This window comes from Pseudomonas sp. SED1 (assembly GCF_034044025.1).
Classification (GTDB): Bacteria; Pseudomonadota; Gammaproteobacteria; order Pseudomonadales; family Pseudomonadaceae; genus Aquipseudomonas.
Genome location: NZ_JAXCIS010000225.1, coordinates 1 through 20,513, shown reverse-complemented (window position 1 = coordinate 20,513; position 20,513 = coordinate 1). Strand labels below are relative to the sequence as shown.

Annotated in this window: 20 protein-coding genes; 17 read left to right on the top strand and 3 right to left on the bottom strand. The window is 60.5% G+C overall.

What is annotated here, in order from left to right:
* Complete coding sequence (gene prlC / locus SNL23_RS27895) at nucleotides 1-2,052, top strand: oligopeptidase A (protein WP_318304321.1); 2,052 nt, start codon at nucleotides 1-3, stop codon at nucleotides 2,050-2,052.
* Nucleotides 2,049-2,321: a YheV family putative zinc ribbon protein gene (locus SNL23_RS27890; protein ID WP_318304320.1), complete on the top strand. Its 273-nt coding sequence runs from the start codon at nucleotides 2,049-2,051 to the stop codon at nucleotides 2,319-2,321. Before prlC ends, SNL23_RS27890 begins: the two co-directional genes overlap by 4 nt.
* A gap of 27 nt (nucleotides 2,322-2,348) precedes the next feature.
* On the opposite strand, the gene SNL23_RS27885 is transcribed toward SNL23_RS27890, so the two are convergent.
* Nucleotides 2,349-3,035, bottom strand: a complete 687-nt coding sequence (locus tag SNL23_RS27885) for a phosphatase domain-containing protein (protein ID WP_318304319.1) — start codon at nucleotides 3,033-3,035, stop codon at nucleotides 2,349-2,351.
* 283 nt (nucleotides 3,036-3,318) lie between these two features.
* Here SNL23_RS27885 and SNL23_RS27880 point away from each other — a divergent pair, with 283 nt between their 5' ends.
* From SNL23_RS27880 to SNL23_RS27855, 6 genes are all read left to right on the top strand, one after another.
* Nucleotides 3,319-4,059 carry a gluconate 2-dehydrogenase subunit 3 family protein gene (locus SNL23_RS27880; protein ID WP_003214869.1) on the top strand — a complete coding sequence of 247 codons (741 nt, stop codon included), beginning with the start codon at nucleotides 3,319-3,321 and terminating at the stop codon, nucleotides 4,057-4,059.
* Nucleotides 4,060-4,061: 2 nt separating this feature from the next.
* Nucleotides 4,062-5,846 (top strand): GMC family oxidoreductase, encoded by a 1,785-nt coding sequence (locus tag SNL23_RS27875; RefSeq protein ID WP_167664634.1) that lies wholly within the window; start codon nucleotides 4,062-4,064, stop codon nucleotides 5,844-5,846.
* A 12-nt stretch (nucleotides 5,847-5,858) separates the two neighbouring features.
* On the top strand, nucleotides 5,859-7,157 hold the full coding sequence (locus tag SNL23_RS27870) for a cytochrome c (protein WP_318304318.1): 1,299 nt from the start codon (nucleotides 5,859-5,861) through the stop codon (nucleotides 7,155-7,157).
* A gap of 81 nt (nucleotides 7,158-7,238) precedes the next feature.
* Nucleotides 7,239-8,297 (top strand): PA0069 family radical SAM protein, encoded by a 1,059-nt coding sequence (locus SNL23_RS27865; protein ID WP_063033715.1) that lies wholly within the window; start codon nucleotides 7,239-7,241, stop codon nucleotides 8,295-8,297.
* Between the two features lie 197 nt (nucleotides 8,298-8,494).
* On the top strand, nucleotides 8,495-9,226 hold the full coding sequence (locus SNL23_RS27860) for a carbonic anhydrase (protein WP_076013306.1): 732 nt from the start codon (nucleotides 8,495-8,497) through the stop codon (nucleotides 9,224-9,226).
* 85 nt (nucleotides 9,227-9,311) lie between these two features.
* On the top strand, nucleotides 9,312-10,853 hold the full coding sequence (locus tag SNL23_RS27855; RefSeq protein ID WP_167664642.1) for a SulP family inorganic anion transporter: 1,542 nt from the start codon (nucleotides 9,312-9,314) through the stop codon (nucleotides 10,851-10,853).
* 129 nt (nucleotides 10,854-10,982) lie between these two features.
* Here SNL23_RS27855 and SNL23_RS27850 read toward each other — a convergent pair whose 3' ends face one another.
* Complete coding sequence (locus tag SNL23_RS27850) at nucleotides 10,983-11,630, bottom strand: hypothetical protein (protein ID WP_076013308.1); 648 nt, start codon at nucleotides 11,628-11,630, stop codon at nucleotides 10,983-10,985.
* Nucleotides 11,631-11,998: 368 nt separating this feature from the next.
* Between SNL23_RS27850 and coxB the strand changes: the two genes are divergently transcribed.
* From coxB to SNL23_RS27830, 4 genes are read left to right on the top strand one after another with little or no spacing between them, the layout of a single operon-like run.
* Complete coding sequence (gene coxB, locus SNL23_RS27845; protein WP_076013309.1) at nucleotides 11,999-13,126, top strand: cytochrome c oxidase subunit II; 1,128 nt, start codon at nucleotides 11,999-12,001, stop codon at nucleotides 13,124-13,126.
* A 58-nt stretch (nucleotides 13,127-13,184) separates the two neighbouring features.
* A complete protein-coding gene (gene ctaD, locus SNL23_RS27840; protein WP_076013310.1) occupies nucleotides 13,185-14,774 on the top strand; it encodes a cytochrome c oxidase subunit I in 1,590 nt (529 codons plus the stop codon).
* A gap of 21 nt (nucleotides 14,775-14,795) precedes the next feature.
* Nucleotides 14,796-15,347 carry a cytochrome c oxidase assembly protein gene (locus SNL23_RS27835; RefSeq protein ID WP_076013311.1) on the top strand — a complete coding sequence of 184 codons (552 nt, stop codon included), beginning with the start codon at nucleotides 14,796-14,798 and terminating at the stop codon, nucleotides 15,345-15,347.
* Nucleotides 15,348-15,382: 35 nt separating this feature from the next.
* The gene (locus SNL23_RS27830; protein ID WP_318304317.1) at nucleotides 15,383-16,270 is read left to right on the top strand and encodes a cytochrome c oxidase subunit 3; all 888 of its coding nucleotides are present in this window, start codon (nucleotides 15,383-15,385) and stop codon (nucleotides 16,268-16,270) included.
* Nucleotides 16,271-16,276: 6 nt separating this feature from the next.
* Here the strand turns inward: SNL23_RS27830 and SNL23_RS27825 are convergent, their stop codons facing one another.
* Nucleotides 16,277-16,480 carry a twin transmembrane helix small protein gene (locus SNL23_RS27825; protein ID WP_010168612.1) on the bottom strand — a complete coding sequence of 68 codons (204 nt, stop codon included), beginning with the start codon at nucleotides 16,478-16,480 and terminating at the stop codon, nucleotides 16,277-16,279.
* Between the two features lie 84 nt (nucleotides 16,481-16,564).
* Here SNL23_RS27825 and SNL23_RS27820 point away from each other — a divergent pair, with 84 nt between their 5' ends.
* Genes SNL23_RS27820 through SNL23_RS27800 form a run of 5 tightly spaced genes read left to right on the top strand, consistent with a single transcriptional unit; the run spans nucleotide 16,565 to nucleotide 20,479 of the window.
* Nucleotides 16,565-17,305: an SURF1 family protein gene (locus SNL23_RS27820; protein WP_318304316.1), complete on the top strand. Its 741-nt coding sequence runs from the start codon at nucleotides 16,565-16,567 to the stop codon at nucleotides 17,303-17,305.
* On the top strand, nucleotides 17,271-17,870 hold the full coding sequence (locus SNL23_RS27815) for a hypothetical protein (RefSeq protein ID WP_318304315.1): 600 nt from the start codon (nucleotides 17,271-17,273) through the stop codon (nucleotides 17,868-17,870). Before SNL23_RS27820 ends, SNL23_RS27815 begins: the two co-directional genes overlap by 35 nt.
* 10 nt (nucleotides 17,871-17,880) lie before the next feature.
* Nucleotides 17,881-18,960: a COX15/CtaA family protein gene (locus SNL23_RS27810; RefSeq protein ID WP_167664646.1), complete on the top strand. Its 1,080-nt coding sequence runs from the start codon at nucleotides 17,881-17,883 to the stop codon at nucleotides 18,958-18,960.
* On the top strand, nucleotides 18,948-19,847 hold the full coding sequence (cyoE, locus tag SNL23_RS27805; RefSeq protein WP_076013314.1) for a heme o synthase: 900 nt from the start codon (nucleotides 18,948-18,950) through the stop codon (nucleotides 19,845-19,847). The genes SNL23_RS27810 and cyoE overlap by 13 nt, the downstream gene beginning before the upstream one ends.
* A complete protein-coding gene (locus SNL23_RS27800) occupies nucleotides 19,844-20,479 on the top strand; it encodes an SCO family protein (protein WP_003214837.1) in 636 nt (211 codons plus the stop codon). The genes cyoE and SNL23_RS27800 overlap by 4 nt, the downstream gene beginning before the upstream one ends.
* Nucleotides 20,480-20,513: the final 34 nt, after the last annotated feature.

Genomic DNA, 20,513 nt, shown 5'->3' with positions numbered 1-20,513 from the left:
GTGAGCGCGAACAACCCTCTTCTGCAGTCCTACGACCTGCCGCCGTTCTCGGCGATCCGTGCCGAGCACGTACAGCCGGCCATCGAACAGATCCTCGCCGACAACCGCGTCGCCATCGAAGGCATCCTGCAAAGCCAGGGTAAAAATCCGACCTGGGCCGGGCTGATCCTGGCCATGGACGAACTCAACGACCGCCTGGGTGCCGCCTGGAGCCCGGTCAGCCACTTGAACGCCGTGTGCAACAGCGCCGAACTGCGCGAAGCCTACGAGGCTTGCTTGCCGGCACTGAGCGCCTACTCCACCGAGATGGGCCAGAACCGTGAACTGTTCCAGGCGTTCGAAGCCCTGGCCAACAGCCCGGAAGCCGCCGGCTTCGACGTGGCGCAAAAAACCATTCTGGAACACTCCCTGCGGGACTTCCGCCTGTCGGGTATCGATTTGCCGCCTGAGCAGCAAAAGCGTTATGCCGAAGTGCAGAGCAAGCTTTCCGAGTTGGGCAGCAAGTTCTCCAACCAATTGCTCGACGCCACCCAGGCCTGGACCAAGCACGTCACCGACGAAGCGACCCTCACCGGCCTGACCGATTCGGCCAAGGCGCAAATGGCGGCCGCAGCCCAAGCCAAGGGCCTCGACGGTTGGCTGATCACCCTGGAATTCCCGAGCTACTACGCGGTGATGACCTACGCTCACGACCGCGCGCTGCGTGAAGAAATCTATGCGGCCTACTGCACCCGTGCGTCGGACCAAGGCCCGAATGCCGGTAAGAACGATAACGGCCCGGTCATGGAACAGATCCTCGACCTGCGTCAGGAGCTGGCGCAACTGCTGGGCTTCGCCTCGTTCTCCGAACTGAGCCTGGCCACCAAAATGGCCGAGTCCAGCGACCAGGTGCTGAGCTTCCTGCGGGACCTGGCCAAGCGCAGCAAGCCGTTCGCCACCCAGGACCTGCAACAGCTCAAGGCCTATGCCGCCGAACAAGGCTGCCCGGACCTGCAAAGCTGGGACAGCGGTTTCTACGGCGAAAAGCTGCGTGAACAACGCTACAGCGTGGCCCAGGAAGCCCTGCGTGCCTACTTCCCGATCGACAAAGTGCTCAGCGGTCTATTCGCCATTGTGCAGCGCCTGTACGGCATCGAAATCGCCGAGCAGAAAGGCTTCGATACCTGGCACCCGGACGTCCGCCTGTTCGAAATCAAGGAAAACGGCCAGCACGTCGGCCGCTTCTTCTTCGACCTGTACGCCCGCGCCAACAAGCGTGGCGGTGCCTGGATGGACGGCGCCCGTGACCGTCGCCGCACCGTTGATGGCGTGCTGCAAAGCCCGGTGGCCAACCTGGTGTGCAACTTCACCCCGGCTGACAGCGGCAAGCCTGCCCTGCTGACTCACGATGAAGTGACCACACTGTTCCACGAATTCGGCCACGGCCTGCATCACCTGTTGACCCGTGTCGACCACGCTGGCGTGTCCGGCATCAACGGCGTGGCCTGGGATGCGGTGGAGTTGCCGAGCCAGTTCATGGAGAACTGGTGCTGGGAGCCGGAAGGCCTGGCGCTGATTTCCGGTCACTACGAAACCGGTGAGCCGCTGCCTCAGGACCTGCTGGAAAAAATGCTCGCGGCGAAGAACTTCCAGTCTGGCCTGATGATGGTTCGCCAGTTGGAGTTCTCGCTGTTTGACTTCGAACTGCACGCTACCCACGGCGATGGCCGCAGTGTGCTGCAGGTGCTTGAAGGCGTGCGTGACGAGGTGTCGGTGATGCGTCCGCCGGCCTACAACCGCTTCCCCAACAGCTTTGCGCATATCTTTGCTGGCGGTTACGCGGCGGGTTACTACAGCTACAAGTGGGCCGAAGTGCTGTCGGCGGATGCCTTCTCCAAGTTCGAAGAAGACGGCGTGCTCAATGCCGAGACTGGCCGCGCGTTCCGCGAGGCGATCCTGGCCCGTGGCGGCTCCCAGGCACCGATGGTGCTGTTCGTCGACTTCCGCGGACGTGCGCCGTCGATTGACGCACTCTTGCGCCACAGCGGCCTGAGTGAGGACGCGGCAGCATGAGTGAAGCGCCTGTGAAAACCAAAAAACGCTTTATCGCCGGGGCGGTCTGCCCGGCGTGCAGCGAGCCGGACAAGTTGATGATGTGGAACGAGGACGATGTGCCGCACCGCGAATGCGTGGCCTGTGGCTATTCCGACACGCTGAATGAGCAAGGTCTGTCAGTGCCCAAGGAATTGGGTACGCGGGTCAATACATCAGCGTTGAAAGCACCGGATCCCAAGGTGCAGGCGGTCCAGTTCTTCCCTAATCCGAAGCTGAAAAAAGACTGACTGGCATGCGCTCCCTGAGTCGATGGCTCAGGGAGAGATCACTAATGCTGTTTTTTCCTGAGCCGGGTCTTTGGCACTGTCTGCGGTATTCAGCCAGCTTTTCATCGAGCACAGTGCAAAAGTGCTGGTGCTGCATTCACCGCTGGCCAGTGCCGTGCGTAACTTGTCGACATCGGCCTTCATCATGTAGCGAACGCCGTCCTTGAAGCCACTGCTGGCGCCAAACCCGCCCAGGGTCATTTCGTTCAGCGCGTCTTCCTTGCTCCATCCCTGAATCACCACCCGATACATCGCCGCCATCAGGCCCGTGCGGTCGGAGCCGTGTTTGCAGTGCATCAGCACCGGGCCACTGGCTTCGGCGTCTTGAATGGCACGCAGCGCCGCGAGCACATCGGCGTCGTCGACATGGTTGGTGCGATAAGACAATTGCACCTGGTTGATTCCGGGTGATTTCAGCCAGCTGGCATCGGACTCTGGCAGAAAGTTGATCACCGTTGCGATCTTGAGTTTTTCCAGTACAGGAACAGCACCGCTATCCGGCAGCGCGCTGCGATAGAGCGTGGGCGTCATCTGGTACAAGTTGTATTGATCGCCCACCGGCTGGGCCCATTCCAATGAACGCATGGGCGTGAGTTCTTCGGCTTGGGCAGGGGCAGTTGTGAACAGCGCCATGAACACGAAGCTGAGAGCAGGCAGCAATTGATTCTTGAACATGCGCGATGTAACCGAATAGGGAGAGGGCTGATAGGGCCCAGATTCGCTTACAGGGGGTCAATGCCGTGTGAGGTGCTCGTCAAAGAATCGTGAATAAGCCGGCTACCTGTGTGTTTTTTCCCGTTGAATCGATTTTCATCGATCCTTAGCCTGCTATCATTTGTTACTATTGATTACTACTGTGTTCTATCTTTTGGGTCCTTTGGATCCCATTTGCTGCCAAAACTATAAGTCGTTCCTTGAAGCGGCTGATAAACCCGTGACCACATGATGAGGTGCCACCATGTCTGATCAAGATCAAGACAACCCCCGGCGTGAGTTTTTGCGCAAATCCTTGACCTTGATCCCCGTGGTCACTGTCGCCAGCACGGGCCTGGGCGGTTCGATGCTGATGGCTGTTCCCGAGCCCGCTCAAGCCAGCCCGGAAAAGGCGCCTGTCAGCAGCAAGGCCTATGAGCCGAGCTATTTCACTGCCGAGGAATGGGCGTTTATCAACGCGGCCGTAGCCCGCTTGATCCCGGCGGACGACCAAGGCCCAGGCGCCCTGGAAGCCGGCGCGCCGGAATACATCGACCGTCAGATGAACACCCCATACGCGGCTGGCGCCCTCTGGTTCATGCAAGGCCCTTTCAATGCCGATGCGCCGCCTGAAATGGGCTGGCAGAGCAAGTTGGTGCCCAAGGAGATCTATCGCCTGGGCATTGCTGCCACGGATGCCTGGTCGAAAGCGATGAACGGTAAGCTATTTGCTGAGCAAGACAGCGCTACCCAGGAAAAATTGTTGCAACGACTGGAAGCCGGTGACGCGCAGTTCGACAGCGTACCGCCGAAGATTTTCTTCAATCTGTTGCTGCAAAACACCAAGGAAGGGTTCTTCTGCGACCCGGTCCACGGTGGCAACAAAGGCATGGTTGGCTGGACCATGATCGGCTTCCCCGGCGCCCGCGCCGATTTCATGGATTGGGTTGAACGCAACGAGCAATACCCCTTCCCGGCTGTATCGATCCGTGGCGAGAGGGCATAAACGTGGCGACCATCATGAAGAAAGTGGATGCAGTGATCGTCGGCTTCGGCTGGACTGGCGCGATCATGGCCAAGGAGCTGACGGAAGCGGGCCTCAACGTGGTAGCGCTGGAGCGCGGCCCGATGCAGGACACTTACCCGGACGGCAACTATCCCCAGGTCATCGACGAACTGACCTACAGCGTGCGCAAGAAACTCTTTCAGGACATCTCCAAGGAAACCGTGACCATTCGCCATAGCGTGAATGACGTGGCGATGCCCAACCGACAACTGGGCGCCTTCCTGCCCGGCAACGGCGTCGGCGGTGCCGGCCTGCACTGGTCCGGCGTGCACTTTCGGGTGGACCCGATCGAGTTGCGCATGCGCAGCCATTACGAAGAGCGCTACGGGAAAAATTTCATTCCCAAGGACATGACCATCCAGGATTTCGGCGTCAGCTATGAAGAGCTGGAGCCATTTTTCGACTATGCCGAGAAAGTCTTCGGCACCTCCGGGCAAGCCTGGACGGTGAAGGGCCAGTTGGTAGGCGAAGGCAAGGGCGGCAACCCTTATGCGCCGGATCGCTCCAATCACTTCCCGCTGGAATCGCAGAAGAACACCGTCTCCGCACAGTTGTTCCAGAAGGCTGCTACGGCCGTAGGGTACAAACCCTACAACCTGCCTTCCGCGAATACTTCCGGGCCGTACACCAACCCTTACGGTGCGCAGATGGGGCCGTGCAACTTTTGCGGCTTCTGCAGCGGTTATGTCTGCTACATGTATTCCAAGGCTTCGCCGAACGTGAACATCCTGCCGGCATTGCGCCAGGAGCCCAAGTTCGAACTGCGGCCCAATTCCCACGTGCTGAAGGTCAACCTCGACAGCACCAAGCGCAAGGCGACCGGCGTGACGTATGTCGACGCCCAAGGTCGGGAATGTGAGCAGCCGGCGGATCTGGTGATTCTCGGTTCCTTCCAGTTCAACAACGTGCGCCTGATGCTGCTGTCGGGCATTGGCAAACCCTACGACCCGATCTCCGGCGAGGGCGTGGTGGGCCGGAACTTCGCCTACCAGAACATGGCCACCATCAAGGCGTTCTTCGACAAGGACGTGCACACCAACAACTTCATCGGCGCTGGCGGCAATGGCGTGGCGATCGATGACTTCAACGCCGACAACTTCGACCACGGGCCTCACGGCTTTGTGGGCGGCTCGCCTATGTGGGTCAACCAGGCGGGCAGCCGGCCGATTGCCGGCACTTCCAACCCGCCGGGCACGCCGGCCTGGGGCAGCGCGTGGAAGCGCGCCACGGCTGATTACTACACCCACCAGGTGTCGATGGATGCCCACGGCGCCCATCAATCCTACCGTGGCAACTACCTCGACCTGGACCCGGTTTACCGCGATGCCTACGGCATGCCGCTGCTGCGCATGACCTTCGACTGGCAGGAAAACGACATCAAGATGAACCGCTTCATGGTCGACAAAATGAGCAAGGTTGCCGAAGCGATGAACCCCAAGGCGATCGCCTTGCTGGGCAAAAAAGTGGGCGAGCACTTCAACACCGCGGCCTACCAGACCACCCACCTCAACGGTGGCGCAATCATGGGCACCGACCCGAAAACCAGTGCCTTGAACCGCTACTTGCAGTGCTGGGACGTACACAACGTGTTTGTCCCGGGCGCTTCCGCGTTCCCACAAGGCCTGGGCTACAACCCTACGGGCCTGGTGGCGGCGTTGACCTACTGGTCGGCGCGGGCGATTCGCGAGCAGTACCTGAAAAACCCCGGCCCACTGGTTCAGGCATAAGGAGCGATGACCATGAAAGCATTTGTGATTGCCTCCTTCGCCTTGATCAGCAGCTGCTCGGTCAGTGCGGCGGAAACCGACCTGGTCAAACAGGGCGAATACCTGGCGCGAGCCGGTGACTGCGTGGCCTGCCACACCGCCAAGGGCGGCAAGCCGTTCGCCGGCGGCCTGCCGATGGAAACCCCGATCGGCACCCTTTACTCCACCAACATCACCCCGGATAAAACCGGCCTGGGCGACTACAGCTTCGAAGACTTCGACCAGGCCGTGCGCCATGGCGTCGCCAAGAACGGTAGTACGCTTTACCCGGCGATGCCCTACCCGTCTTACGCGCGCGTCAGCGAAAGCGATATGCAGGCGCTGTACGCGTACTTCATGAAGGGCGTGGAGCCGGTGGCGCAGGTGAACAAGGACAGCGACATTCCCTGGCCGTTGAGCATGCGCTGGCCGTTGACTGGGTGGCGCTGGATGTTCGCGCCCAAGGTTGAGGACTATCAGGCTCAGGCGGGCGCAGACCCCGTGATCACCCGTGGCGCGTATCTGGTAGAAGGCCTTGGCCACTGCGGCGCCTGCCACACGCCACGGGCGCTGACCATGCAGGAAAAATCCCTGAGTGCGTCGGACGGCAGCGCTTTCTTGTCCGGCAGTGCACCGCTGGAAGGTTGGATTGCCAAAAGCCTGCGGGGCGACCACAAGGACGGCCTGGGTAGCTGGAGCGAAGACCAACTGGTGCAATTCCTCAAGACCGGTCGCAGTGATCGCGCCGCGGTGTTTGGCGGCATGAGCGACGTTGTGGTCCACAGCATGCAGTACATGTCGCAAGATGACCTGACGGCTATCGCCCGCTACCTCAAGAGCCTGCCGGCGGTGGATCCCAAGGATCAGCCGCACCAGTACGACAAGCAGGTCGCCGACGCGCTGTGGAAAGGCGATGACAGCAAGGCCGGGGCATCGGTGTATATCGACAACTGCGCGGCGTGCCACCGTACCGACGGCCATGGCTACACCCGGGTATTCCCGGCGCTGGCGGGCAATCCGGTGCTGCAGACGGCAGATGCCACGTCGTTGATCAATATTGTATTGAACGGCGGTACGTTGCCGGCGACCCACACCGCGCCCTCGACCTTCACCATGCCGGCGTTTGCCTGGCGTCTGTCGGATCAGGAAGTGGCGGATGTCGTCAGTTTCGTGCGCGGCAGTTGGGGTAACAAAGGCGAGCCGGTGAAAGCCAGTGACGTGGCGAACCTGCGCAAAAATGATATGCAGACCACCTCCGGCGATGACCTTGGCCAGGTGACCTCCAAGCATTGATTGGAGGTTGACCGCCCAACGGCACTGGTCAGAAACCCTGCGCCTCTATACTGTACAAAAAAACAGTATAGAGGCGCTTTCATGTCTACTCCTCTGCCGCCTCGCGGGCGCGGCACGGCCACCAACCTGCACAACCGTTTTGCGCCCACCGTCAGCGTGGCGGAAGACGACGGCTGGTATCAGGAAGTGCCACAGACCCAGGGCACCGAAGTCCGTATCGAAACCGCGAAAACCATCATCACCCGCAACAGCTCGCCGGATATCCCGTTTGATCGGGCGATCAATCCGTATCGCGGCTGCGAGCATGGCTGTATCTACTGCTATGCGCGGCCCAGCCATGCGTATTGGGACCTGTCGCCGGGGCTGGATTTCGAAACCAAGCTGATCGCCAAGACCAACGCCGCCGACGTACTGGAGCAGCAACTGTCGAAGCCGGGCTATACCTGCGCGCCGATCAACCTGGGCTCCAATACCGACCCGTACCAGCCTATCGAACGCGAGTACAAGATCACCCGCCAAACCCTCGAAGTGCTGCTGCGCTATCGGCACCCGGTGACGATCATCACCAAGGGCTCGCTGATCCTGCGGGACCTCGACCTGCTGACCGAGCTGGCGCAGCAGCGGCTGGTGGCGGTGATGATCAGCCTCACGAGCCTGGACGACGAGCTCAAGCGCATCCTGGAACCGCGTACGGCTGCGCCCAAGGCGCGGCTGAGGGCGATTCGGGTGATGCGTGAGGCGGGAATCCCGGTCGGCGTGTTGTGTTCACCGATGATTCCGATGATCAACGACAGCGAGCTGGAAAGTTTGCTGACCGAGGCGCATGCCGCTGGCGCACAAAGTGCGGCGTACATGATGCTGCGCCTGCCCCTGGAGGTTGCGCCGCTATTTGAAGAATGGCTGGCGGCCCACTACCCGCAGCGCGCGGCCCATGTGATGAGCCTGGTGCGGCAGGTGCGCGGTGGTGAGGTCTATGACAGTCGCTTCGGGGTACGCATGCGTGGCGAAGGGCCGTTTGCCGATCTGTTGGCGCAACGTTTCGCCAAGGCGATCAAACGATTGGGGCTCAATCGCCGGGAAGGGTTTAATCTGGATTGCACCGCGTTTTGTCCGCCTGGCAGGCAGATGGCATTATTGTAAACTGCTGGGTAAAGCGCACGGCCTTGTAGGAATAGTCGCGTTTTGACATCACTGAAAGCCCCGATCTAGAGCGGTTCATTCAGTTTGAGTTAAGTTTCGGCGGGTACCTTGTTCATCGAGTGACTAATGAGTCGGCGCTTCGGTTTGGGCGCCAACCACACTGGAAAACGCCCCTGCTCCAACCAAGAGGATGAATCATGAGTGACAAGGATAAACAGCCGTTGGCTGCGTCGGCTTCAGCCCCTCACGAGGCGGAGTCCGCCGATGCAGCGCTGCAGCACATCGTTGAAGGCTTTTTGCATTTCCATAACGAGATCTTTCCGCAGCAGGAAGAACTCTTCAAAAAACTCGCCACGGCCCAGAGCCCACGAGCGATGTTCATTACCTGCGCAGATTCGCGCATCGTTCCCGAACTGATCACCCAAAGCTCCCCCGGGGATTTGTTTGTGACCCGTAACGTCGGCAACGTCGTGCCGCCTTATGGGCAGATGAACGGCGGTGTTTCCACGGCCATCGAGTACGCGGTACTGGCTCTTGGCGTGCAGCACATCATCATTTGTGGCCACTCCGACTGCGGCGCCATGCGCGCAGTGCTCAACCCTCAAAGCCTGGAAAAAATGCCCACGGTAAAGGCTTGGCTGCGCCACGCCGAGGTCGCCAAGACCATGGTCCAGGACAACTGTGACTGCGCCAACGAACACGAAAGCATGCACGTGTTGACCGAAGAAAACGTGATCGCCCAGTTGCAGCACCTGCGCACTCACCCGTCGGTGGCCTCGCGCATGGCCAATGGGCATCTGTTTATCCATGGCTGGGTCTACGACATCGAGACCAGCGAGATCAGGGCCTACGATGCGGATCAGGCGGCGTTCCTGCCGTTGAACGGTACTCAGCCGATCCCGTCCGCGACGCCTAAAGCGCGCTTCTAAAACAATCCCCTGTCGGGTAACGCGATGGCTGCCATTCGAGCAGCCAGGCGTTGCTACGCCCGGCAAATGCCTCGGGAGAGTCATCATGCGTGCTGCTCAATTAAAAGCTGTGCTGCCACGGGAGCTGCTGGCCTCCGTGGTTGTGTTTCTGGTCGCCCTGCCGCTGTGCATGGGGATCGCAATCGCGTCCGGAATGCCTCCGGCCAAGGGCTTGATCACCGGGATCATCGGCGGCCTGGTGGTCGGTTGGCTGGCGGGGTCGCCGCTGCAAGTCAGTGGCCCGGCCGCCGGCCTGGCAGTATTGGTGTTCGAACTGGTGCGCCAGCATGGCATGGCCATGCTCGGGCCGATCCTGTTGCTGGCGGGCTTCCTGCAGTTGGTGGCCGGGCGTTTGCGCCTGGGCTGCTGGTTTCGCGTGACGGCGCCTGCGGTGGTCTACGGGATGCTGGCGGGGATCGGGGTGCTGATTGTCCTGTCGCAGGTCCATGTGATGCTCGACGGTGTGCCGAAACCGTCGGGGCTGGATAACCTCGCCGGCTTTCCCGCCGCTTTGATTCAGGCGATTCCTACCCTCGGCGGCGGCCTCGGTTGGCAGGCCGGTTTGCTAGGGCTGTCGACGATTCTGGTGATGTGGCTGTGGGACAAGTTCCGTCCGCAAAAACTGCGCTTTGTGCCCGGCGCCTTGCTCGGCGTGGGATTGGCGACGGTCACCAGCCTGGTGCTGGCGTTGCAGGTCAAGCGTGTGGAAGTGCCGGAAAACCTGGCGGACGCCATCGACTGGCTGCGGCCCAGCGACCTGTTGAACCTGGCGGATCCCAACCTGTTGATCGCCGCGTTCGCGGTCGCCTTTATCGCCAGCGCTGAAACGCTGCTTTCGGCAGCAGCCGTTGATCGTATGCACAGTGGCCAGCGTTCCGATTTCGACAAGGAATTGTCGGCACAAGGTGTGGGCAACATGCTGTGTGGCCTTGTCGGCGCCCTGCCGATGACTGGCGTGATCGTGCGCAGCTCGGCCAACGTCCAGGCCGGCGCAACCACGCGCTTGTCGGCGATGTTCCACGGGTTGTGGCTGCTGGCGTTCGTGCTGTTGCTGTCCAGTGTGCTGCAAAGCATTCCGGTGGCGAGCCTGGCGGGTGTCCTGGTGTACACCGGGATCAAGCTGGTGGACATGAAGGCGTTTCGTGGCCTGGCGCGTTACGGGCGGATGCCGATGTTTACCTACGCAGCGACGGCCCTGGCGATCATCTTTACCGACTTGTTGACAGGTGTGTTGGTGGGCTTCGGGCTGACCCTGGTCAAGCTGGCGTTCAAGGCTTCACGCCTGAAAATCAGCCTGGTCGACCTGCCGCAGGATGGCGAGATGGAGTTGCGATTGACGGGGGCTGGGACCTTTCTCAAGGTGCCGGCATTGACCCAGGTGCTGTCGACGGTACCTGCCGGGACCACCTTGCATGTGCCACTCAATAACCTGAGTTACATCGACCACTCCTGCCTGGAATTGCTGGAAGAATGGGGTCGGGCCAACTCGGCCAAGGGCTCGAAGCTGATGATCGAGGCGCGGGGGTTGAAGCGCAGGTTGGAAGGACGGGTAAGAACGACGACCGGAATAGGCTCGGCTGCGTTGTGACCTTCTGTAGGAGCGAGCTTGCTCGCGAAAAACTTCAGCACGCCGCGTGCATTCAGAATGCCCGCGTTATCGTTGACGTCCTTCGCGAGCAAGCTCGCTCCTACAGTGAATCTGCGTCAGCGATAAAAATCAGGCCGGCTGATCCAGCTCCAACCCAACCCCCAACTGCCGTGACAGGCACGGCCAGCGCTTCCACGCCGCTTCCGTGTCCGGGCTCTTGAGCTTGTCGCGGTACGCTTCGACCGACTCCAGCGCAAAGCTTTCTTCGTTGAGCATCTCATCCACCGCGTGGTGCACCGCTTCATCCAGCTGATTGGCAAAGGTCTCGCCGATCAATTGGTGAGCAATCACGTTCGCCACCGTGGTATCCAGCGGAATCAACGGCTGGCCGAAGTGCTTGATATACAGATCGTTGACCTCTTCCACCAGGCGATGAGCCAGGTAGGCCTCGTCCAGCAAACCGTCCAGGCCTTCATGCCCGGCCAGGATCGCTGGCGGCTGCAGGAAGAAATGCTCGGCGATTTTCAGCACCGGTTTGATCTGGCTTTCAATACCGGCTTCACGGGCAACATCATTGGCCGCATCCAGCAAATCCGGGACCTGGTCAATGTAGGCGCTGACAAAGCGCGTCATCACGCCCTTGGCGTCAACGTCCGGCAGGGCAATCGCCGGGTGCAGGTGCGGTAACTGGACTTCCAGCTGCTGAGCAAGCTGGCCAGTGCTGGATTCGTGTTGATGGGCACGGGAAATCTGCTCGCGCAAAGCGGCGGTGTTCATGAAAGCTCCAGTGATGCAGGCGTAGGAAATAGGGAGAGGATAAGGTAGCTCGTTTATACGAGCGCCTAAGACACATTTGTCATAATTATTTCATGGTTATGCGCTGTCGTTATATCAAATCGCCATCGTTCGTCGGATAACGGGCTCCATCGGTCTTGTTGTGTGGTCTGTTTCCTCATTTTCGTTCATTTGCCCGATCACATTGCGGCGTGGCGGTCGCTGTCTATACTCGGTTTTGTACGCAATTAGCTGATGACGCCCGACTGCATTAGCAGGCAAGGCTTGGCGGTTGTAAGCAGTATGGAAGCCGCTCCCTTGGTCGCAGGTGCAAACCGGCGGGATAACAAGAACGATAAGGGGAACCCGCAATGACGCGACATCCACATGTTTGGATGGGCCTACTGTTGTGGTCAGTATTCAGCCAGGCGCAAGCCGCCTGGACAACGAATATGGCACCAGGGGCCACTGAAGTCAGTCACGCCGTGTTTGACCTGCACATGACCATTTTCTGGATTTGTGTGGCGATTGGCATCGTTGTGTTTGGCGCGATGTTCTGGTCGATGATTGTTCACCGGCGCTCAACGGGCCAAGTGGCGGCCAAGTTTCACGAGAGTACGACGGTGGAGATTCTATGGACCGTGGTGCCCTTGCTGATCCTGGTGGCGATGGCCATTCCGGCCACCAAGACGCTGATCAACATCTACGACAGTACGGAATCGGATATCGATATCCAGGTCACCGGCTACCAGTGGAAGTGGCATTACAAATACCTGGGCCAGGACGTCGAGTTCTTCAGCAACCTGGCTACGCCCGCCGAGCAGATCCATAACCAGGCCGTCAAAGGCGAACATTACCTGTTGGAAGTCGACCAGCCGCTGGTGCTGCCGGTGGGCGCCAAGGTGCGCTTCCTGGTGACCGCCGCCGACGTGATCCACTCCTGGTGGGTGCCCGCGTTTGCGGTCAAGCGTGATGCGATCCCAGGCTTCGTCAACGAGGCGTGGACCCGGGTCGAGAAGCCAGGCATCTATCGTGGCCAGTGCGCCGAGCTGTGCGGCAAAGACCATGGTTTCATGCCGATCGTAGTGGAGGTCAAGTCCAAGGCGGACTACGACACCTGGCTCGGCGAGCGTAAGGCAGAAGCCGCCAAGCTCAAGGAGTTGACCTCCAAGGAATGGACCCTGGATGAGCTGGTGGCCCGTGGCGACAAGGTTTACCACACCACTTGCGTGGCCTGTCACCAGGCTGAAGGCCAGGGCCTGCCGCCGATGTTCCCGGCGCTCAAAGGCTCGCCGATTGCCGTCGGGCCCAAGGAAGACCACCTGCACCGCGTGTACTTCGGCAAACCCGGCACCGCCATGGCGGCGTTCGGCAAGCAACTGTCGGAAGTCGATATCGCGGCGGTCGTGACCTACGAACGTAACGCCTGGGGCAACAACAAAGGCGACATGGTCACTCCTAAAGACGTGCTGGCTCTGAAACAGGCGCAAAGCAAATGACTTCCTTCATTGCGTATTCCCTGAACCGTCCCGCCCACTCGTTCGCAGGAGAAAGGCCATGAGCGCTGTGATCGATGACCATGGTCATGCCGGAGAGCACGCTCACGGCCCCGCCAAGGGCCTGATGCGTTGGGTGCTGACCACCAACCACAAAGACATCGGGACCATGTACCTGTGGTTCAGCTTTGCCATGTTCCTGCTTGGCGGCTCGTTCGCCATGGTGATCCGCGCCGAGCTGTTCCAACCGGGCTTGCAGATCGTGGAGCCGGCGTTCTTCAACCAGATGACCACCATGCACGGCCTGGTGATGGTGTTTGGTGCGGTGATGCCGGCGTTTGTCGGCCTGGCCAACTGGATGATCCCGTTGATGATCGGCGCGCCCGACATGGCCCTGCCGCGTATGAACAACTTCAGTTTCTGGCTGTTGCCGGCGGCTTTTCTGATGCTGGTGTCCACTCTGTTCATGCCCGGTGGCGGGCCGAACTTCGGCTGGACCTTCTACGCTCCGCTCTCTACCACCTACGCGCCGGAAAGCGTGACCTTCTTCATCTTCGCCATCCACCTGATGGGTATCAGCTCGATCATGGGCGCGATCAACGTCATCGCCACCATCCTCAACCTGCGTGCCCCTGGCATGACCCTGATGAAAATGCCGCTGTTCGTCTGGACCTGGCTGATCACCGCGTTCCTGCTGATCGCGGTGATGCCGGTGCTGGCAGGCTGCGTGACCATGATGCTGATGGACATCCACTTCGGCACCAGCTTCTTCAGTGCCGCCGGTGGTGGTGACCCGGTGTTGTTCCAGCATGTGTTCTGGTTCTTCGGGCACCCTGAGGTGTACATCATGATTCTGCCGGCCTTCGGTGCCGTCAGCTCGATCATCCCGACCTTCTCGCGCAAGCCGCTGTTCGGCTACACCTCGATGGTGTACGCCACGGCGAGCATCGCGTTCCTGTCGTTCATCGTGTGGGCGCACCACATGTTTGTGGTGGGCATCCCGCTGGTGGGCGAGTTGTTCTTCATGTACGCCACGCTGCTGATCGCGGTACCCACGGGTGTGAAGGTGTTCAACTGGGTCAGCACCATGTGGCAAGGCTCGCTGACCTTCGAGACGCCGATGCTGTTCGCGGTGGCCTTCGTGATTTTGTTCACCATCGGCGGCTTTTCCGGGCTGATGCTGGCCATCGCTCCGGCGGACTTCCAGTACCACGACACCTACTTCGTGGTAGCGCACTTCCATTACGTACTGGTGCCCGGCGCGATCTTCGGGATCTTCGCCTCGGCCTACTACTGGCTGCCGAAATGGACCGGCCACATGTACGACGAAACCCTGGGCAAGCTGCACTTCTGGCTCTCGTTCGTCGGGATGAACATGGCGTTCTTCCCGATGCACTTCGTAGGACTTGCCGGCATGCCGCGTCGGGTGCCGGACTACAACCTGCAGTTCGCCGATTTCAACATGGTCTCCTCCATTGGTGCCTTTACCTTTGGTGCGACGCAGATCTTCTTCCTGTTCATCGTCATCAAGTGCATTCGTGGCGGTAAGCCTGCACCGGCCAAGCCGTGGGATGGCGCAGAAGGGCTGGAGTGGAGCATCCCTTCGCCTGCGCCGTACCACACCTTCACCACGCCGCCGGAGGTCAAATGAACACCCTGACGGGAGACGACCATGCTTGAGTCCGTGCCTATCAAGCGCCTGGTCACGCGGCTGCTGATCCTGGTGGTGGCGATGTTCGCCTTCGGCTTTGCCCTGGTGCCGATCTACGACGTGATGTGCAGGGCGTTCGGCATCAATGGCAAGACTGCCGGGCAGTACGAAGGCGAGCAGGTGGTGGACCCGACGCGCCAGGTGCGGGTGCAGTTCCTGTCCACCAATGCCATCGACATGGTCTGGGAGTTCCACTCCAAGGCCGATGAGGTGGTGGTCAATCCCGGCGCGGTTACCGAGATGCTGTTCGTGGCCTACAACCCCACTGACAAGCCGATGACCGCCCAGGCGGTGCCAAGCATTTCGCCCGCCGAGGCGGCGATGTACTTCCACAAGACCGAGTGTTTTTGCTTCACCCAGCAAGTGCTACAGCCAGGTCAGCGCATAGAAATGCCGGTGCGCTTCATTGTCGACCGCGACATGCCGAAGGATGTGAAGCATTTGACCCTGGCGTACACGCTGTTCGATATCACCGCGCGCCAACCGCCCGTGGCTGTCCATACCGGCGGCTAGGCGTTGCTTGCGGGCTCGATTAGGAGAACGAATACATGTCGACTCATGATACGTACTACGTACCAGCGCAAAGCAAATGGCCAATAATTGCCACGTTGGGCATGCTGATTACGGTGGTCGGGCTGGCTATCTGGTTTAACGATTTGAAGGCCGCACGTCCGGAATCCCACGGCCCGCTGATCTTTTTCGTCGGCGGACTGCTGCTGGCCTACATGATGTTTGGCTGGTTCGGCGCGGTGATCAAGGAAAGCCGCGCCGGTTTGTACAGTTCACAGATGGATCGCTCCTTTCGCTGGGGCATGACCTGGTTCATCTTCTCCGAAGTGATGTTCTTCATCGCGTTCTTCGGTGCACTGTTTTATGTGCGGCACATGTCGGCGCCTTGGCTGGCGGGCGAAGGCTCAAAAGGCGTTGCCCACATGTTGTGGCCGAACTTCGAATTCGCCTGGCCGCTGCTGAACAATCCTGACCCGAAACTGTTCCCTGCGCCCAAGGGCACCATCAGCCCCTGGGGCTTGCCGCTGATCAACACGATCTTGCTGGTCAGTTCCAGCGTGACCATCACCATCGCCCACCACGCCTTGCGCAAAGGCCATCGCGGCGCGCTGAAGATCTGGCTGGCGATCACCGTGTTGCTGGGTTGGGCGTTCCTCGGGTTCCAGGCCGAGGAATACATCCACGCTTATAAAGAGTTGGGCCTGACCCTCGGTTCCGGCGTGTACGGCGCGACCTTCTTCATGCTCACGGGCTTTCACGGCGCCCACGTGACCATCGGCACCATCATTTTGTTTGTGATGCTGATGCGCATCCTGAAGGGGCATTTCAATGACGAACACCAGTTCGGTTTCGAGGCGGCGAGTTGGTATTGGCACTTTGTGGACGTGGTGTGGATCGGGTTGTTTTTCTTCGTTTACGTGCTTTGAGGTCGTTCACCAAGGCGCATGAGACACCAGCTGGCCGCTGAAGAAACCCCAGGTGATCAAACCCAGGGTGATCACGGCCAGCACCACACGCACGGTCAAGGCAGTGACGAGGCGATTGGAGTTGCCCTCGTCCTTGACCAGGAAGAACAAGCCACTGAACAGGCTCACGACGGTAGCAATCAGCATCAGGGCAATGGCTGCTTTGAGCATGGTGGGCTCCGGGGCTCTTTTTTGGAGGGGGCGAGCAATGAGATTCAGTATAGCCAGCGCAGCACCGACCTCTGCGGCAATGCCATGAAACCCTTTCGCCCCGGTATTGCGCCGACGCTGGTGGTGCTTGTGCTACTGCCGCTGATGGTGTTTCTCGGCTTCTGGCAGCTGTCTCGCGGCCAGGAAAAACAGGCGCTGCTGGAAACCTACGCCGAGCGCCGCGCTGCCGAGCCCATGAGCAGTACGCAATTACAGGCCACCGAAGATCCGGCCTTCCGCCGCGTGCATTTGCGCGGGCAATTCGATGCCGAGCACAGCGTGCTGCTGGATAACCGCTTTCGTGACGGCAAGGTCGGTGTGGAGGTGCTGCAACCGTTCCACGATCAGGCCAGCGGGCAGTGGCTGTTGCTCAATCGAGGCTGGCTGCCTTGGCCGGACCGGCGCACGCCACCGGTTTTCACCACCCCCGAACAACCGCTGAATCTCGACGCCTGGGTCTATGTGGCCCCGGGCGAGACCTTCCAGCTGCATGCCGATCCAGCGGGCGCACAGTGGCCGCGGTTGCTGACTGCCCTGCATCCCGAAGCGCTTTGGACAGAGTTGGGCCGCAGCGGATTCGCCTATGAAGTCAGGGCCGAAGCGGGACCGGCAACCTTTGAAACCAATTGGCCTGTGGTCGCCATGGGCCCGGAAAAACACCTGGGCTACGCCGTGCAATGGTTCGCCATGGCGCTGGCGCTGTTCGGTCTTTACCTCTACCTCGGATGGCACAACACAAAGGAGAAGCGCCATGGGAGCGGTCATGAATCCACCCAACATGTCTGACGCGCCGGCAGCGCCCAACCGTCGCAAGGGCCGCTGGCAACTGATCCTGATCCTGCTGATGGTGATCGGCCCGATGGTGCTCGCCACCTTCATGTACAAGTTGCAGTTCTGGGTGCCGGACAACCGCAGCTACCACGGCGAGATGATCGGCAACGGCCAGACTCGCGCCGACATTGGCGTGCAGGCCGACGAAGATCGCTGGCAACTGCTGGTGACTGCGCCCACTGCCTGCGCCGCCGACTGCCAGCAACTGGTTTACCTGGCTCGCCAGCTGCAAATCGGCCTGGGTCGCGATGCCTCTCGTGCCAGCCACGCCCTGGCCAGCGCGCAGCCGGTGAGCAGTGCGTATGACGCCAAGCTCAAGGCCGAATACCCGCAACTGCAACGTTATCCCCTGGACCTGTCGACCTTCAACAAAGACGCCGCCGCCCAAGGCAGCGGCGATGCCCAGCTGTGGATCGTCGACCCCCACGGCAACCTGGTGCTGCGCTACGACGCCCGGGTCAAAGGCAAGGACCTGCTCAACGACCTGCGCCTGCTGTTGAAACTGTCGAACATCGGATAAGGACACCGTCATGGCCAAACCTGGATTTCGCCTCGCGCTGTTTGCCACCCTGCTGGCCCTGATCGTGGTGCTGCTGGGTGCTTATACTCGGCTGACCCACGCAGGCCTCGGTTGCCCGGATTGGCCGGGTTGTTATGGCTTTATCAGCGTGCCTAAAAGCGAAGCCCAGCTGGCCCATGCCGAACTGCATTACCCGGACACGCCGGTCGAGGCAGACAAAGGCTGGAACGAGATGACCCACCGTTATTTCGCCGGCGCCCTCGGGCTGCTGATCGTGCTGCTGGCGGCGCGTGCCTGGACCCATCGGCGTCATCCGGGGCAGCCATTGAAGTTGCCGTTGTTCCTGCTGGCGGTGGTGTTTGCCCAGGCGGCGTTTGGCATGTGGACGGTGACGCTGAAGCTCTGGCCGCAAGTGGTTACCGGGCATTTATTGGGCGGGTTTGCGACGTTGAGCCTGCTGTTCCTTCTGACGCTGCGATTGTCCGGCGTGCTGCCGGCGCTGATCGTGCCCAGGCGTTTGCAGTATTGGGCGACGGCCGGGCTGGTGCTGGTGATCGGCCAGATTGCCTTGGGCGGATGGGTCAGCTCCAACTACGCGGCCGTGGCCTGTATCGACCTGCCGACCTGTCACGGGCAGTGGTGGCCGGCGGCGGATTTTGCCAATGGTTTTCACCTTACCCAGCATATCGGACCCAATTACCTCGGTGGGCAACTGGACAGTGATGCGCGCACGGCGATTCACCTGACCCATCGGATTGGCGCGCTGCTGGTCACCGTCGTACTGCTGGGCCTGGCCTGGCAACTCAAGGTGGTCGGCATGACCCGCTTGGCTGGCCTGTTGCTGATCGCCCTGGCGGCGCAAATCTGCCTGGGCTTGAGTAACGTGTATTTTCACCTGCCGCTGCCGGTTGCCGTTGCGCATAACGCCGGCGGCGCGGCGTTGCTGCTGACGCTGGTGCTGGTCAATTACCACGCCCGCACCAGCCTGGTCCGGGTGCGGCATCAGTTGCCGTTCGGCTGGCGCTTCAGCCCGCGTAAACACGTGTCGGGCCTCATGACCCTAAAAGGAGAGATGCCATGGCGACCTTGATCGGCGAGCGTCATAGCCAGGCGATCTGGCGTGACTATCTTGAGCTGACCAAGCCAAAAGTGGTGGTGCTGATGCTCATCACCTCGCTGGTGGGTATGTTCCTCGCCACCCGCGCCGGGGTGCCTTGGCCGGTGCTGATTTTCGGCAATCTGGGCATCGCCCTGTGTGCCGGTGGCGCGGCGGCGGTGAACCATGTGGTGGATCGGCGCATCGATGCGCTGATGGCGCGCACCCATAAACGTCCGCTGGCGCAAGGGCGCGTATCGCCTGTGGCGGCGCTTGTTTTCGCGATGGTGCTGGCGGTGGCCGGGCTGGCGTTGTTGCTGGCGTTTACCAATCCGCTGGCTGCCTGGCTGACCCTGGCTTCGCTGTTGGGCTACGCCGTGATCTACACCGGTTTCCTCAAGCGTGCGACGCCGCAGAACATCGTGATCGGCGGCCTGGCCGGTGCCGCACCGCCGTTGCTGGGTTGGGTTGCCGTCACGGGCCACGTCAGCGCCGAACCATTGCTGCTGGTGCTGATCATCTTCGCCTGGACTCCGCCGCACTTCTGGGCCCTGGCGATTCACCGCAAGGAGGAATACGCCAAGGCCGACATCCCGATGCTGCCGGTGACCCATGGCGAGCACTACACCAAGGTGCATATCCTGCTCTACACCTTCGCCCTGCTGGCGGTCAGTCTGATGCCGTATGTCATCCACATGAGCGGCGTGCTGTACCTGGTGTGCGCACTGGTTCTGGGCGGGCGCTTTCTGCAATGGGCCTGGGTGCTGTACCGTGGCAGTCGGCCGCACGCGGCGATCAACACCTTCAAGTACTCTATCTGGTACTTGTTCGCGCTGTTTATCGCCCTGCTCGTAGACCATTACCTATTGTTGAACCTATGACTCGAACTCAAAAAACTGTCTTCATTCTGGTGGCCATTGTCGCGTTGATCATGGGCCTGACCGTCAACAAAGTACTGAGCGGCAAAGGCCAGGGCGACCCGACTGCCTTGATCGATGCAGGCATCATCCTGCTGCCGCAAAGCCGCCAGTTGCCGCCGGTGACCATGACCAACCAGGACGGCCAGCCGGTGGTGGTCAATGAGTTGAAAGGCAAGTGGAGCGTGCTGTTCTTCGGCTACACCTTCTGCCCGGACATCTGCCCGACCACCCTCGCCCAACTGCGCCAGATCAAGAGCGAGCTGCCTAAAGACGTTGTGGATAAGTTGCAGGTGATCCTGGTCAGCGTTGACCCGAACCGCGATACGCCGGCGCAGCTCAAGCAGTACCTGGGCTACTTCGATCCACAGTTCGAGGGCCTGACCGGCGCGAATGTGGACGATGTGCAGAAAGTGTCCAATGCGGTAAGCATTCCGTTTATTCCGGCGGACACCAGCAAGCCCAACTACACCGTCGACCACAGCGGCAATCTGGCGCTGATCGGACCGGATGGCACCCAGCGCGGATTTATCCGTGCGCCGTTGAACAACCAGAAGTTGGTGGCGCAGTTTCCGGGGTTGTTGCAGCGTAAATAAGCCTGCCGGCAATTTCCTGAGCGACACAAATCAA

Coding starts and splice junctions, on each gene's coding strand:
- SNL23_RS27890 (WP_318304320.1), top strand. CDS start 2,049: ATGAGTGAAGCGCCTGTGAAAACCAAAAAACGCTTTATCGCCGGGGCG.
- SNL23_RS27885 (WP_318304319.1), bottom strand. CDS start 3,035: ATGTTCAAGAATCAATTGCTGCCTGCTCTCAGCTTCGTGTTCATGGCG.
- SNL23_RS27880 (WP_003214869.1), top strand. CDS start 3,319: ATGTCTGATCAAGATCAAGACAACCCCCGGCGTGAGTTTTTGCGCAAA.
- SNL23_RS27870 (WP_318304318.1), top strand. CDS start 5,859: ATGAAAGCATTTGTGATTGCCTCCTTCGCCTTGATCAGCAGCTGCTCG.
- SNL23_RS27865 (WP_063033715.1), top strand. CDS start 7,239: ATGTCTACTCCTCTGCCGCCTCGCGGGCGCGGCACGGCCACCAACCTG.
- SNL23_RS27860 (WP_076013306.1), top strand. CDS start 8,495: ATGAGTGACAAGGATAAACAGCCGTTGGCTGCGTCGGCTTCAGCCCCT.
- SNL23_RS27855 (WP_167664642.1), top strand. CDS start 9,312: ATGCGTGCTGCTCAATTAAAAGCTGTGCTGCCACGGGAGCTGCTGGCC.
- SNL23_RS27850 (WP_076013308.1), bottom strand. CDS start 11,630: ATGAACACCGCCGCTTTGCGCGAGCAGATTTCCCGTGCCCATCAACAC.
- coxB (WP_076013309.1), top strand. CDS start 11,999: ATGACGCGACATCCACATGTTTGGATGGGCCTACTGTTGTGGTCAGTA.
- ctaD (WP_076013310.1), top strand. CDS start 13,185: ATGAGCGCTGTGATCGATGACCATGGTCATGCCGGAGAGCACGCTCAC.
- SNL23_RS27835 (WP_076013311.1), top strand. CDS start 14,796: ATGCTTGAGTCCGTGCCTATCAAGCGCCTGGTCACGCGGCTGCTGATC.
- SNL23_RS27830 (WP_318304317.1), top strand. CDS start 15,383: ATGTCGACTCATGATACGTACTACGTACCAGCGCAAAGCAAATGGCCA.
- SNL23_RS27825 (WP_010168612.1), bottom strand. CDS start 16,480: ATGCTCAAAGCAGCCATTGCCCTGATGCTGATTGCTACCGTCGTGAGC.
- SNL23_RS27820 (WP_318304316.1), top strand. CDS start 16,565: ATGAAACCCTTTCGCCCCGGTATTGCGCCGACGCTGGTGGTGCTTGTG.
- SNL23_RS27815 (WP_318304315.1), top strand. CDS start 17,271: ATGGGAGCGGTCATGAATCCACCCAACATGTCTGACGCGCCGGCAGCG.
- SNL23_RS27810 (WP_167664646.1), top strand. CDS start 17,881: ATGGCCAAACCTGGATTTCGCCTCGCGCTGTTTGCCACCCTGCTGGCC.
- cyoE (WP_076013314.1), top strand. CDS start 18,948: ATGGCGACCTTGATCGGCGAGCGTCATAGCCAGGCGATCTGGCGTGAC.
- SNL23_RS27800 (WP_003214837.1), top strand. CDS start 19,844: ATGACTCGAACTCAAAAAACTGTCTTCATTCTGGTGGCCATTGTCGCG.